Origin of the sequence: Xanthomonas sp. 3793 (genome assembly GCF_024806835.1) — a bacterium.
Lineage (GTDB): Bacteria > Pseudomonadota > Gammaproteobacteria > Xanthomonadales > Xanthomonadaceae > Xanthomonas > Xanthomonas arboricola_F.
Genome location: NZ_JANTYU010000002.1, coordinates 483441 through 496267, shown reverse-complemented (window position 1 = coordinate 496267; position 12827 = coordinate 483441). Strand labels below are relative to the sequence as shown.

The following is a 12827-nucleotide window of genomic DNA, read 5'->3' as shown; positions in this document are numbered from 1 at the left end:
GCGATCCAACTCGAACTGGTTGCTGATGTCCAAATCCACTGAATCTCCGTTGTTCTCCCCGGTGCGCCTGGGCGCATTGGATCTTGCCAACCGCGTGATCATGGCGCCGCTGACACGCAACCGCGCCGGCGCCGGCCAAGTGCCCTCGCCGCTCGCCGCCGAGTATTACGGCCAGCGCGCCACCGCCGGCCTGATCGTCGCCGAAGGCACGCAGATCAGCCCGCTCGGCCAGGGGTATCTGGACACCCCCGGCATCCACACCCAGGCGCAGGTCGAAGGCTGGCGCGCAGTCACCGATGCAGTGCACCGCCGTGGCGGCAAGATCGTGCTGCAGCTATGGCATGTCGGCCGCGTCTCGCATACCAGCGTGCTGCCTCCTGGCGAAGTACCGGTCGCGCCCAGCGCCATTCGCGCCGAAGGCAAGACCTACACCAAGAACGGCTTCGAAGATGTCTCCGAGCCGCGCGCACTGGCGCTGGAGGAAATCCCCGCGCTGATCGAGGACTACCGCATCGCCGCACGCAATGCGATCGATGCCGGGTTCGATGGCGTGGAAGTGCATGCCGCCAACGGCTATCTGCTGGATCAGTTCCTGCGCGATGGCTCTAACAAGCGCACCGACGCCTACGGCGGCGATATCGAAAACCGTACGCGCCTGCTGAGCGAGGTGGTGCAGGCCATCGCCGATGAAATCGGCGCCGAGCGCACCGGCGTGCGGCTGTCGCCGGTGACCCCGGTGTACGGCGCACACGACTCCGATCCGCAGCCGTTGTTCGAACGTGCAGTCGAGCGGCTCAACCTGATCGGCGGGCTGGCCTTCGTGCACGTGATCGAGGGTGCCACCGGCGGCCCGCGCGACAACATCGCCTTCGACTACGCCGCGTTGCGTGCCAAGTTCGATGGTGCGTGGATCGCCAATAACGGCTACGACCGCGGCATGTCCGAACAGGCCATCAGCAGCGGCTACGCCGATGCGATCGCTTACGGCCGCCCGTTCATCGCCAACCCGGATCTGGTGCGTCGGCTGCGCGAGAACGCGCCGCTGACAGAGGTCGACCAGGCCACCCTGTACGGTGGCGGTGCCAAGGGCTATACGGACTACCCCGCACTGGCGGATTGATTCCGCCCCGGCTGGCCGATCACTGCCGGAACCAGGCGGCAGTGATCGGCAGCCAATGCAGTGCGTACGCGCAGTGCGCGATGCAGTGCGGCACTACCAACGCAGACCGGCCAGCTTGGCTACCCTGCGTGCGCAGCCCAGGTTCGCGTGGCACGCCGACACCGCAGCGTCGCCACATGACGCGCACAGCGCATGCCGCTAGCATCCAGGCAGCCCTTGCTGCTGGACGACCCATGCGCTGCCTTCTCTCGTTTGCCCTGTGCTGCACGCTGCTGATCGGCGGGCAGGCGCTCGCCGTGCCGTTCTGGGGCGCGCGCCAGTCCAGCCCTGCCGATACCCTGCCCGCGCAGCTCCAACCGGGCCAATGGATCTGGGGTGGCGTCAGCAAAGGCTGGGGGCCGATGGCGGTGATCGTCAGCCTGACCGAACAACGCGCCTATGCGTATCGCAACGGCATCCTGATCGGCGTGTCCACCATCAGTTCCGGCAAGCCCGGGCACGAAACGCCCACCGGTGTGTTCACCATCCTGCAGAAGGACAAGGACCACCGCTCCAACATCTACAACGCCGCCCCCATGCCGTATCAGCAGCGGCTGACCTGGGACGGCGTCGCCCTGCACGCCGGCGGCCTGCCCGGCTATCCGGAGTCGCACGGTTGCGTGCATCTGCCTTCGGAATTTGCGCGATTGCTGTTCGACAATTCCAACATGGGCATGGTGGTGGTGGTCGCACAGGCCGGCATCAGCGCCGACGATGTGGTGCATCCGCGCGCGCTCAGCCCGATCGATCCCACCACCGGCGCCGAGCGCGCCCTGCTGCCGCTGCCAAGCGGCCAGGCATTCGCCTGGCAGCCGGAGCTGGCACCGACCGGCCCGATCTCGATGCTGATCAGCAGCACCGACCAGCAACTGGTGGTTTACCGAAACGGTGTGGAAATCGGACGCGCGCAGGTGGCCTTGCATGCACAGCCCGGCGCAGCGCCGCTGGGCACGCAGGCGTTCATCGTCGGCCAGGGCTTTCTGCCGGGCGACCTGCCCGGACTGCCCGGCCAGCGCATGCCCAACTGGATGCGAATCGGCATTCCCGGCAGTACATCCGCGGCAGGGCAGGCACTGGACGCCGCCACCGTCGCGCGCCTGCAGGTGCCGCCCGCATTTCTGGCCGGGCTGTTGCCGCTGCTGACCCCTGGCGTGGTATTGGTCGCCACCGACCAGCGCATCCTGCCGCAGACCACCGGCGCCAAGCTGCAGGTGCTGGATTCGGACCCGCCTGAAACGCCATGAGCGCGCCATCAGCGCGTTGACTGGACAGGCGGGGGCAGCGACCGCGGCTCGCGCGGCGTGCCGCGTGCCACCCTCCCCCACCGCGCAGCGTTGTTGTTTGACGGGCTGATCCAGTGCCACGGATCGCGCGATTGTCAACGCGGCGCTACAGGCACATGATGCGGCGACCTCATTGCCAAGGATGTGCGTGATGCGCCTGTTCGCTGCGGTTCTGTTCGGTATCCACGTTGCGGCCTGCAGCATGGCCGCTGCATCGGCACAAACCACACGTCCTGCGGCGCCAGGCGCAGACTGCCTGGATGCGCGGCAGGTTGCGGAACTGCATCAGGCCGACGCACGCACGCTGGCCGTCGCCCAACACGACGGCCGCTTGTTCCGCCTGCAGCTGGCGCAGGACTGCCCACAGCTCGCCGCACAGGCAGATGCCACGCTGCTCGCCCCGCACGGTTGGGTCTGCAACGGCGCCCAGGCGTTTGTCGGCGTCGGGCAGCAACGCTGCGCCATCGGCCAGGTCGCCACGCTCAGCGCGCGCGATTACGCCGGCATTGCCCGGCAACGCGACCGCGACGGAATCCCCACGCTGGACGGCGTCAGCGTCCGCCAGGCGCGACGTCGCAGCTTCGCCGGCTCATCCAGCTACTGCTTCAATCCCAGCATGTTGCGCGCGTGGTCGGAAGACGCCCAGGGCCTGGTGGTGGAAGTGTCGCCGCGCCACCCCGGCACGCACCGCCATTATCGCGTCGAGTTGATGGACAGCTGCCGCGAACTCAGCGGCGCACCGCCGATTCGCTTCGTATCCGGCATGGGCTTGAATGCGATCTGCGGCAATCCTGGCGACAAGGTCGATGTCCTCGACGAAATCGGCCTTGCCGGCGCCAGCGTCGGTGCGGGCCAGCAAGGCGACCTGAGCACGACGCGCGGCGGACAGTTTGGTCGCATGCGCCAGAGCTGCATGGTGGCAGCGGTGTATCCGCGCGATTGAGCGTGCCGCAGCGCAGGAACGCGCTTGCGCGCGACGAAGCGTCATCGAGCATGCATCATCGCGCGCAAGCGCGCTCCTACACACGCCAGACGACATCTGACTCCAGATGACACCTGACCAAGGCGGCGGCAGGCTCAGGCCTTGCGCAGGAAACAGGTCTTCAGCACCAGCCCCTTGATCTTTTCCGAGCTGCCTTCGATATGTTCGGCATCGTCTTCGACCAGGCGGATATTGCGGATCACCGTGCCCTGCTTGAGCGGAATCGACGAGCCCTTGACCTTGAGATCCTTGATCACCGTCACCGTGTCGCCGGCCTGCAACACGTTGCCATTGCTGTCGCGCACGACCGTCGCGCTCGCGGCAGCCTCACCTGCACTCCATTCGAAACCGCAATCGGCGCAGATCGACAACGCGCCGTCGGCATAGGTGTTGTCCTGGCCGCATTGCGGGCAGGCGGGAACGGTAGACATGCGGGTCCTTGATCAAAAACGGCTGTGGATTGTAGCTCTCCGGCGTTGCGATCACGCACCCGGCACGGCCGCAGCGCGATAGTGCCGGGCTTATCGAATACCTTGCAGGTCGTACGTGTCCAACCAGCCAGCGCCTCCCGTACCGACCGCCACAGACACCGGTAACGCCAGCGGCGGCCCCGGCAATGCGAGCCCAGGCACTCCTGCAAAGCCCAAGGGCTCGCACCTGGTGGTTTACGTTGCGCTGGCCGGCAACCTGGCCATCGCAGTGGCCAAATTCATTGCGGCAGGCATTTCCGGCAGCTCGGCCATGCTCAGCGAAGGCGTGCATTCGCTGGTGGATACCGTCAACGAGGTGCTGCTGCTGTACGGCCTGCGCCGCGCCGCGCAAGCGCCGACGCCGACGCACCCATTCGGCTACGGGCGCGAACTGTACTTCTGGAGTTTCATCGTCGCGCTGCTGGTGTTTGCGATGGGCGCCGGCGTGTCGCTGTACGAAGGCATCGTGCACCTGCGTCATCCCGAGCCGGCCAAGAGCCATCTTGTCGCCTACTGCGTACTCGGCGTCTCGATCGTGTTCGAAGGCATTTCCTGGGTGGTGGCGCTGCGCGAATTTCGTGCCAAGAAGGGCCGCATGGGCTATTTCGAGGCGTTTCGCCAGAGCAAGGACCCCAGCACCTTCACCGTCTTGCTGGAAGACAGCGCAGCGTTGATCGGCCTGTTCATGGCGCTGCTTGGCCTGGCCGGCGCGCAGCTGCTGGACATGCCCGAGCTCGACGGCATCGCATCGATCGGCATTGCCGGCGTGCTCGCCTTCACCGCCTTCCTGCTGGCGCGCGAAACCAAGGGCTTGCTGATCGGCGAGCCGGCGCATGCGCATGTCACCGAGTCGCTGCTACGCATCGCCGCCAGCGACCCGGATGTGCGCGCCGCCAACGGCGTGCTCACCATGCAGATGGGCCCCAACCAGGTCGTTGCCGCGCTCAGCGCCGAGTTCGAAGACAGCCGCACCACGCCGCAGATCGAAGCCTGTGTCGGGCGCATCGAAGCGGCGGCCAAGCGCCAGCATCCCGAGCTCACCGCGTTGTTCATCAAACCGCAGACACCGGAAACCTGGCGCGCGCGCCGGGCACAGATCGAGCGTGGCGCGCAGACCGACTGAGCAGGTCCATAGATGTCTGACGCGCACGCGAGCGTGCGCGGGGTGCGGCGTTTCAGCCGGATTCGCGCTGCAGCAGATCCAGCACACGGCCGCCAGCGCATCGGCGCAGACCGCGCCACGAGCCGATCTGCACCCGCATCGCCCGTGCCCACGCAGCAAGGCATTGCTGCGCGGCCTGGTCCAGCCACGCTCTCCACCAAGCTGATCCTCGCCCCAACCGCAACTGCAGCCGCGGTTGCATGACCGGCTTCGATTGCCTACGGTGTGCGGGCAGCATCTGTTCGCATCGTGAATCAGCCGATGCACTCCCCTTCGATCACCCGTCATGGAGGTTTCCAATGGAAATCAGCCAAGGTCGCGTTGCGACCATTCACTACACACTTTCCGACGACAGTGGCCAGGTATTGGACCGCTCCACCCCGGACACCCCGCTGAGCTATCTGCACGGTGCCGGCAATATCGTTCCCGGCCTGGAGCAGGCCCTGGACGGCAGGCGCGTCGGCGACACGCTCACTGCCGATGTCGCGCCTGAGCAAGGCTACGGCCCGCGTCATCAGCAGCTGATCCAGCACGTGCCGCGCGATGCCTTCCCCACCGATGTCGAGGTGGTACCCGGCGTGCAGTTCGAGGCGCGCACCCAACAGGGCCCGGTGCTGGTCACCGTGACCGAGGTCGGCCCCGATCAGGTCACCGTGGACGGCAACCACCCGCTCGCCGGGCAGACCCTGCACTTCGCGGTGGAGGTGGTGGAGGTGCGCGAAGCCACCACGGACGAATTGAACCAGGGTCACGTGGACGACATCGCAGCCTGACGTGCTGTGCCGCGTGCCGACGCGCACGCGGCACATCGGCCGGGGCGCAATGCCTGCGTGCCGATCTGGACGGAGCACGCGGCAGCCGTAGTACAGTGCGCGCCCCGCTCTCAGGCACTGTGCATGAAACTCGGCATCGACTTCGGTACCAGCAACTCCGCCGCCGCGGCGATCGTCGATGGGCAGGTGGCGCCGGTGCGCTTCGGCGAGGCCTTGCAGTTCCGTACCACGGTGTATTTTCCCGACACCATGCGCGACCCGGAGGATTTCAGCCTCACGCCCGCGCTCGAATACGAAATGCAGCGCCTGATCGACTCCGGCCGCCGCGACGCCGTTGCCGCTGGCCGAACGCCCAATCAGGACAGTCTGCGCCGCGAGGCGCTGCGCATCGTGCGTCGGCAATGGATGGAAGAGCAGGTGCGCGAGCCGCGCAGCTCGGCGGCACTGCTGCAGAACGCGGTATACGGCGACGATGCGCTGGACGCCTACTTTCTCGAAGGCGAAGGCAACCTGGTGCAGAGTCCCAAGTCGATGCTGGGCTACAACCTGCACCCGCGCGCGCGCCAGACCATCACCGGCATCGCCACGCACGTGCTGGAGCATATCCGCCTGACCGCCTCGCGCCAGTTCGATCTCAACATCCGCACCGCCGTGCTTGGCCGCCCGGTGCAATTTCGCAGTTCGATCGGCGAGGCCGGCAATGCGCAGGCGCTGGAGATTCTGCAGACTGCGGCAATCGCTGCAGGGTTCGACAGCGTGGAGTTTCTCGAAGAACCCGCAGCGGCGGCGATGCACTACCACGTCAGCCATGACACCCGCCACGACACGGTGGTGGTGGACATCGGCGGCGGCACCACCGACATCGCCCATGCCAGCGTCGGCGGCAGCGCCCCGCCGCAGGTGCACCGCGCCTGGGGCATCGCGCGCGGCGGTACCGACATCGATCTGGCACTCAGTCTCGCCGCCTACATGCCGCTGTTCGGCCGCGGCATCACCCGCGTGCCGGCGCACCATTACGTGGAAGCGGCGATGGTGCAGGACATGACCCGCCAACGCGAATTCCGCCTGCACAAGTACCAGGACGTACCTGCCCCGTTCGACAAACGCCTGCAGGCATTGCAGGACACCGGCAATACCGCGCGCCTGTATCGCGGCGTGGAAGCCTGCAAGATCGCGCTCAGCGAGCTCGACCGGCACCAGGCATCGCTGGAATTCATCGAACGCGGGCTGGGCGTGGACGTGCAGGCCAGCGCGCTGGTTGCGTCCGCTTCCAGTTATCTGCGCGAGCTGGAAGGCCTGCTTGCGCAGGTGCGCGCCGACCTGGCTGCGCCGCCGGCTACCTTGTTCCTGACCGGCGGCATGTCGCGCGCCGGCTATATCCGCGACACCGTGGCCGCGGTGTTCCCGGAATCGCGCCTGGTGCATGGCGACCCCTCGTTCGGCGTGGTGCAGGGCCTGGCATGGGCGGCGGCACAAGACGTCCGCCCGTCGGACGGTTAACACAAATCGGCGCTCAGTGCCTATAATAAGCGGTTGCTGCCTGACGCCCCGCCGTCGTGTCAGCAAGGCACGCTCGCCGTGCCACCGCGATGGCGCACCGAACGCGATCGCACTTCTCGACACCGCTTCCGCGCGCACCACCCTGGCCGCACGCGGTGTCATTGCACTTCCCCGCTACAGGAGGCCACATGGCACGTCCCGCGACCAAGCAGAAATCCCAGCCCAGCATCGCTCGCAGCGAAGGCAAGTCGCAGCCGCTCAGTCGTGAGCGCATCGCTGCCGACATCGCCGCGTTCCGCAAGACCGGCGGCCGGATCGAAGTGCTCACCACCAACTTCGGCCCCGCCCGCAACGACGGCGACAAGATCGCGTAAGCAGCGAGCACGCTAGCGCTTGCTGCGCAGCGCGCGCTCAAGCAGCTGCAGCCAAGGGTTTCCTTGACGTGTTACCGACGTGCCACCGCAAGGTGGCACGTTTGTTTTCGGCATCAGTTGCTGTAGTCGATACGCACCGAACCCGAGTGCGACTCCAGTTTGATATCGCCGTTGCCTGCCCCCAGCGTCGCACGCAAGCTCTTGCCGGGGCCGTACTCCGGCCGTTCGACCCGCCCGGCCACCGAGCGGATGTCGCCACTGAAGACCTCTGCATTCAGCGCCGCCGATACGTTGCGCGGCACCCCCAGCGTGATCGTGCCGCTGACGCTCTCGGCAGAGATGCTGCCGCCCGGCGCCAGTCCGGTCACCGTCACTGCGGTCGAGCCAGACACGCTCTGCGAACGCAACTGCGAGACCTGCCCCGCACCGATCCGGATATCGCCGGAGACGGACTCGGCCGACACGACCCCGCTGGCACCGGCTTGCGCGTCGATCTGCCCGCTGACCGTGCCCAGCGTCACCCGCCCGCTGCTGACCGTGCTGCGCAACGTCCCGCTGACCGTCTCCAGCTGCGCTTCCTTGGCACGCCCGCGTGCCACCACGTCGCCACTGACGGATTTGAGCTGCAGCCGCGCAAGATCGACCTGATCCACATCCACCGACGCGCTGACCGCATCCACCTGCAGCATGGCGGCACGCGGTACGCGCAACTCCAGCTGGGCGCCCTTGCCGTTGCGGCTGGTGCGCGGATAGATCACCTCCAGCTGCAACCGGTTCGAACTCGCATCGACCTCCAACCGCTGACCCTCGCCCAAGGTCCCGGTCAGCGCCACCTCGTCGCGGTCCCAACCGCGCACACGGATTTGCCCGGCGATGTTTTCCAGCTCCACGCGCCCGCCGCGCGCCAGGGGATGACTCTGGTTGACCGCGGTTTGCGCAGCTGCCGGTGCAGCGCACACCGCAGCCAACAGCAACAGGGAAACAGATGCGTAGTGCATGAGCATGCTCCTCAACTTAGAAAGGGTGTCTGGCCCTGGGAGGCGAGACGGGTCAACTGCAGCCGCTTGGCGTAGGTGCGCTGCAGTTGCGATAACAAAAAGGCCGACCGCGGACTCTGCGCGATGGCGGCATGGATGGCCTGTGCGCTTTGATCCAGCTCATCCAGCGCAGGGCGCAAATCGGCCGGCACCTGCTGTACCGGAACCTGCGCAATGGCCTGCTGGTATTGCCCGGCCATCGCCTGCGCCTGCGCGACGAGCGCCGGCTGCGCAGGACGCAGCGGCGATGTGTGCTGCCTGAGACCTGGCACGATCGCGACCACGGCCACCGCCGCTGCCAGCGCCACCCCGAGCACCGGCATCGCCCAGGACCGGCCGCGCGGCCGGCACGCCACCACAGCGGTGTGCGGCACCAATGCCGGCGCGATGCGCTCCCACACCTGCGCAGGCGGCAGGCGCTGCTGCGGCAACGCCTGCAGGTGGGCACGCAGCACAGCGTCTTCGGCCGTGGACTCGGCGTCGATGCGATCAGGGGGATCGGGGGTCATGCGTGTTCTCCAAGCCGGGCGCGCAGCAGACCGCGCGCGCGATGCAGTTGTGCCTTCGAACTGCCCACTGCCATTTGCAGTTGGTCGGCGATTTCATGGTGTTTCCAGCCTTCGATATCGTGCAGCACCAGCACCGCCCGCGCACGTGGCGGCAGGGTTTCCAGGGCGCGCTCCAGATCCATCCGTATCGAATGACAACCCGCGCCATCGGGAACCGCCGCGAGAAGTTCGTCAGCGTCGTCACTGGCGCGATCGCCAAACGCCGAGCGCGCGCGCAGTTCCATCAATGCGGTATTGACGGCAAGCCGATGCAACCAGGTGCCCAACGCGCTCTGGAAGCGAAACTGCGGCAACGCCTTCCACGCGGCGATGAAGGTGTCCTGCAGTACGTCGTCGGCGCGCGCGGCATTCCCGCCGCACAGACGCCACACCAGCGCGTACAGCCGCGGCGAATGGCGGCGATAGATCGTCTCATACGCTGCGCGTTCGCCAGCGGCTGCCGCACGCGCCAACGCCGCGTCGTCGCGGTCGGCGGGAGTGGCGCAAGGCAGGGCGTCGATGGGCACGGAGGTGTCGAGCATAGCCAGTTGGATGCGCCGGGCAACGGAAAGGTTTAAGGCCTGGCGAACTTTTCCAAGACCGGTCGAAAGACCACTGACCTGCCGGCATCCCTGCAGCCCCGCATCGCTTGATCCGGGGCGGCGCCAGCGCTCTGGCTACTGGAGGCGTCGCAGTGTTTGCCAGTGGCACGCCGCGTGGCAGCCGCCACCGCTCTAAAAGCGGCTGACAAAGCGCAGCAAGCAGCGTCAGGCAGGCGCACACGGCACGCAGGACCCGGCGTGTACGTGGGATAGATGCCGCACCGAGCCCGGCCGCACCCGCCTGGCGCCGAGCACGGCCCTTTGTTCGACTGCCCTAAACCTTTTGGCCGGCCGCCGCATCCAAGTCTGCAACCGTGCGCTCCCCGCGCCATCTCGCTGCAAGCCGCCACCACCGTGGTGTCACGCCTGATCGACATTGGAGATCGTCATGCCACACCTGCTCGGCCTGGTCCTGGCCTTGTGCACACCCCACTGCTCCGATGCGCTGCCGCTGCAAGAAGTGCAACTCAGGCTGACGCCTACGCGGATCGAGGCCTGCCTGCTGGAGACTCGTTCAAAGCACGCCTCCTGCATCGGTGCCAGCACGCCGGATCAGTGGGCGGCTGTCCACGCAATCGCGCAGACGTTGCAGCGGTTGGCGGCTTTGGTGACACATGACGCACGTGATCGGCACTGAGTGGCAACCATCTATCGCAACGGAAGACGCGTTGCCTGCACACCACAAGACGCTCGGCATCGGAGACGCGGCGTTTTGAGTCCCTAGCAGCGACAGCACTCGCTGCTGTCGATAACACTCGGCACTCCACGCATTCATCCCCCGCACCTGCCGCGTGCAGGTTGCGCCGTTACAATGGATGCCCGCTCTATGTCTGCCCGATCCGATGTCCGCGTCCGACCCCTTGCCCGCCATGATCCGCAGCCTGTTGCCTCACTGGAACCCGCAGTGGCTGGCAATCGCAGTGCCCACGATCAAGATCGTGCTGATACTTGCCGTGGCCGGATTGGTGCGGCTGTTGTTGCGGCAATTGCTGCGGCGCCTGTGCACGCGCTACAACGTGCCCGCCGAGATGATGATCGGCATCCGCCGCGTTGGCAGCTTCGTCATTTCGATCAGCGCCTTGCTGATGGTCCTGCGCGTTGCCGGTGTCTCTGGCGGCACGCTGTGGACGGCCTTCACCGGCTTTGCTGCGGTCGGTGCGGTGGCGTTCTTCGCCGCATGGAGCGTGCTGTCCAATATCTTCTGCACCTTCCTGATCATCACCACGCGCCCGTTTCGCCTGCACGACCATATCGAATTGCTCGAAGGTGGCGACAAGCCCGGCCTGAAGGGGCGCGTGATCGATATCAACGTGATCTACACCACCCTGGAAGAAACCGGCGACCATGCGGGCAGCGTGTTGCAGGTTCCGAACAGCCTGTTCTTCCAGCGCACCACGCGCCGGTGGCGCGAGAGCAGCGGCTTCAGCGCGAATTGAGCCAGCAAAGGGTGCGTAAGGTACGGTAGCGGTGATTGGCAACCGCAGAGCGCGCGAAGCCATGGCGGCTGACGGGGCAACCCGCTCGCGTCGAGGATGGTTGAAGGTCAACTGAGGCGCCAGCCATTCGCAGGCGCGCCGACGCATTCAGCGCAGCTGGCTGTCCTTGCTGCCGCGACGGTTGAAGCCGCCCTGCGCGCCCTGCTCCAGGTCATGCGCCTGCTGACAGTTCACGCACAGATGCACGCCAGGCACTGCCTTGCGTCGCGCTTCGGGGATCGGCGCATCGCACTCTTCGCAATGGGTCAGGCTCGGCCCCTGGTGCAGCTGGCTGCGCGCTCGCTGGATCGCATCTTCGACGGTGGCATCGATTTGGTCCTGCACCGCCCCATCACCCGCCCATCCGGTCGCCATGCTCGTCTCACCTTGTCTGGTCAGGCTGACGATATGGTCATTGGCGCAGGCAATTCCAAGCCGGCCGTGCACAGTGCCCTCAAACTGGGGGCTTTAACATTCAGCCATCAACACCCGTCATCCGCACTCACGAAGGATCTGCCATGGAACAACCTGTCCACCCATTTTCTGACCTGTTCGCCCAGCTGGGCTTGCCCTCCGATGAGGTCAGCATCGGCAACTTCATCGCCAAGCACTCGCCCTTGCCGGGCGATATGCGCGTGGAAGAAGCGCCATTCTGGACACCTGCACAAGCGCAGTTGCTACGTGAAGAACGTCTCGACGATGCCGACTGGATCGTGACCATCGACCAGCTCAACATAGCGCTGCACACGACCGCCGACGACACGGGCGTCTGATCTGCGTCCGCGAGGTAGTTGCGGTTGAGATCGCCTTCAACGATCGCGTCGTACAAGGCGCTGACAAAAAGAGAGCGGCCAGTGGCCGCTCTCCTTGCGAAAGTGTAGCCGACAGCAAGGCGCTGCCCAGCTGCACGTGGCGCGTCAGGTCACCTTCTTGGCGATCGTCATGCCCAGCACAAACAGCACGATGGCAATGATGATGCCGGCCCAGAACAGGAACTTGGCAATCCCCATCGCAGCGCCTGCCATCCCGCCGAATCCGAGCGCACCGGCAATCAGTCCGATGATGGCGAAAATAATGGCCCACTTGATCATGTTGTTGTCTCCTAATCCGGCACGGTGCCGTGTTCGATCGTGTGCTTGCGACACATCGCCGCAAAACATGCGCTGCACGCTACCCATCCGCATGTGCCGCATTCGTGAATACAGCTGACACACGCTGCCACACGCAGACGGTGCTCAGAGCCAATGGCGCGCAGGAATCATGCACAGACCAGGCGCGTCGACGGTGCGTGGACATCGCAAAGTCGCTATCTCTCAAGACCGTTTGCAAGAGGCATCAGGTCGACAGCGACCACGCAGCGGGCGAGCCGGTCGCACGTCCATACTTGAGACTGGTGGCAGTGAAAGCAATCGCCGGGAATTGTTCCGACGCCATGCAGCACACCCGCTTTCCCGGATTCGCC

Annotated in this window: 16 protein-coding genes; 10 read left to right on the top strand and 6 right to left on the bottom strand. The window is 66.1% G+C overall.

What is annotated here, in order from left to right; all coding sequences use genetic code 11:
* Positions 1 to 25: 25 nt before the first annotated feature.
* The 3 genes from FHY18_RS08430 to FHY18_RS08420 all read left to right on the top strand — a co-directional run bounded on the left by FHY18_RS08430 (position 26) and on the right by FHY18_RS08420 (position 3385).
* A complete protein-coding gene (locus FHY18_RS08430; RefSeq protein ID WP_259153438.1) occupies positions 26 to 1120 on the top strand; it encodes an alkene reductase in 1095 nt (364 codons plus the stop codon).
* A 233-nt stretch (positions 1121 to 1353) separates the two neighbouring features.
* The gene (locus tag FHY18_RS08425; protein WP_259153437.1) at positions 1354 to 2403 is read left to right on the top strand and encodes a L,D-transpeptidase; all 1050 of its coding nucleotides are present in this window, start codon (positions 1354 to 1356) and stop codon (positions 2401 to 2403) included.
* Between the two features lie 181 nt (positions 2404 to 2584).
* The gene (locus tag FHY18_RS08420) at positions 2585 to 3385 is read left to right on the top strand and encodes a hypothetical protein (RefSeq protein WP_259153436.1); all 801 of its coding nucleotides are present in this window, start codon (positions 2585 to 2587) and stop codon (positions 3383 to 3385) included.
* 134 nt (positions 3386 to 3519) lie between these two features.
* Here the strand turns inward: FHY18_RS08420 and FHY18_RS08415 are convergent, their stop codons facing one another.
* The gene (locus FHY18_RS08415; RefSeq protein WP_259153435.1) at positions 3520 to 3855 is read right to left on the bottom strand and encodes a zinc ribbon domain-containing protein YjdM; all 336 of its coding nucleotides are present in this window, start codon (positions 3853 to 3855) and stop codon (positions 3520 to 3522) included.
* 115 nt (positions 3856 to 3970) lie between these two features.
* Here FHY18_RS08415 and FHY18_RS08410 point away from each other — a divergent pair, with 115 nt between their 5' ends.
* From FHY18_RS08410 to FHY18_RS08395, 4 genes are all read left to right on the top strand, one after another.
* Positions 3971 to 5017: a cation diffusion facilitator family transporter gene (locus tag FHY18_RS08410; protein ID WP_259153434.1), complete on the top strand. Its 1047-nt coding sequence runs from the start codon at positions 3971 to 3973 to the stop codon at positions 5015 to 5017.
* Between the two features lie 338 nt (positions 5018 to 5355).
* On the top strand, positions 5356 to 5829 hold the full coding sequence (locus tag FHY18_RS08405) for a peptidylprolyl isomerase (RefSeq protein WP_259153433.1): 474 nt from the start codon (positions 5356 to 5358) through the stop codon (positions 5827 to 5829).
* Between the two features lie 123 nt (positions 5830 to 5952).
* Positions 5953 to 7329, top strand: a complete 1377-nt coding sequence (locus tag FHY18_RS08400; protein WP_259153432.1) for an Hsp70 family protein — start codon at positions 5953 to 5955, stop codon at positions 7327 to 7329.
* A gap of 188 nt (positions 7330 to 7517) precedes the next feature.
* A complete protein-coding gene (locus tag FHY18_RS08395; RefSeq protein WP_010366034.1) occupies positions 7518 to 7703 on the top strand; it encodes a hypothetical protein in 186 nt (61 codons plus the stop codon).
* Between the two features lie 113 nt (positions 7704 to 7816).
* On the opposite strand, the gene FHY18_RS08390 is transcribed toward FHY18_RS08395, so the two are convergent.
* From FHY18_RS08390 to FHY18_RS08380, 3 genes are read right to left on the bottom strand one after another with little or no spacing between them, the layout of a single operon-like run.
* The gene (locus FHY18_RS08390) at positions 7817 to 8701 is read right to left on the bottom strand and encodes a DUF4097 domain-containing protein (RefSeq protein ID WP_259153431.1); all 885 of its coding nucleotides are present in this window, start codon (positions 8699 to 8701) and stop codon (positions 7817 to 7819) included.
* 11 nt (positions 8702 to 8712) lie between these two features.
* Positions 8713 to 9249: a hypothetical protein gene (locus tag FHY18_RS08385; protein WP_259153430.1), complete on the bottom strand. Its 537-nt coding sequence runs from the start codon at positions 9247 to 9249 to the stop codon at positions 8713 to 8715.
* On the bottom strand, positions 9246 to 9830 hold the full coding sequence (locus FHY18_RS08380; protein ID WP_259153429.1) for an RNA polymerase sigma factor: 585 nt from the start codon (positions 9828 to 9830) through the stop codon (positions 9246 to 9248). Before FHY18_RS08380 ends, FHY18_RS08385 begins: the two co-directional genes overlap by 4 nt.
* 448 nt (positions 9831 to 10278) lie before the next feature.
* On the opposite strand from FHY18_RS08380, the gene FHY18_RS08375 reads away from it, so the two are divergent.
* Positions 10279 to 10527, top strand: a complete 249-nt coding sequence (locus FHY18_RS08375; RefSeq protein ID WP_259153428.1) for a hypothetical protein — start codon at positions 10279 to 10281, stop codon at positions 10525 to 10527.
* A 205-nt stretch (positions 10528 to 10732) separates the two neighbouring features.
* Entirely contained in the window at positions 10733 to 11326 is a 594-nt protein-coding gene (locus FHY18_RS08370; protein WP_259153427.1) for a mechanosensitive ion channel family protein, read from the top strand.
* A 147-nt stretch (positions 11327 to 11473) separates the two neighbouring features.
* Here FHY18_RS08370 and FHY18_RS08365 read toward each other — a convergent pair whose 3' ends face one another.
* A complete protein-coding gene (locus FHY18_RS08365; protein WP_259153426.1) occupies positions 11474 to 11740 on the bottom strand; it encodes a DksA/TraR family C4-type zinc finger protein in 267 nt (88 codons plus the stop codon).
* 143 nt (positions 11741 to 11883) lie between these two features.
* Here FHY18_RS08365 and FHY18_RS08360 point away from each other — a divergent pair, with 143 nt between their 5' ends.
* A complete protein-coding gene (locus FHY18_RS08360; protein ID WP_259153425.1) occupies positions 11884 to 12138 on the top strand; it encodes a DUF2789 domain-containing protein in 255 nt (84 codons plus the stop codon).
* A 144-nt stretch (positions 12139 to 12282) separates the two neighbouring features.
* Here the strand turns inward: FHY18_RS08360 and FHY18_RS08355 are convergent, their stop codons facing one another.
* Positions 12283 to 12456: a DUF1328 domain-containing protein gene (locus FHY18_RS08355; protein ID WP_003489471.1), complete on the bottom strand. Its 174-nt coding sequence runs from the start codon at positions 12454 to 12456 to the stop codon at positions 12283 to 12285.
* Positions 12457 to 12827 lie beyond the last annotated feature (371 nt).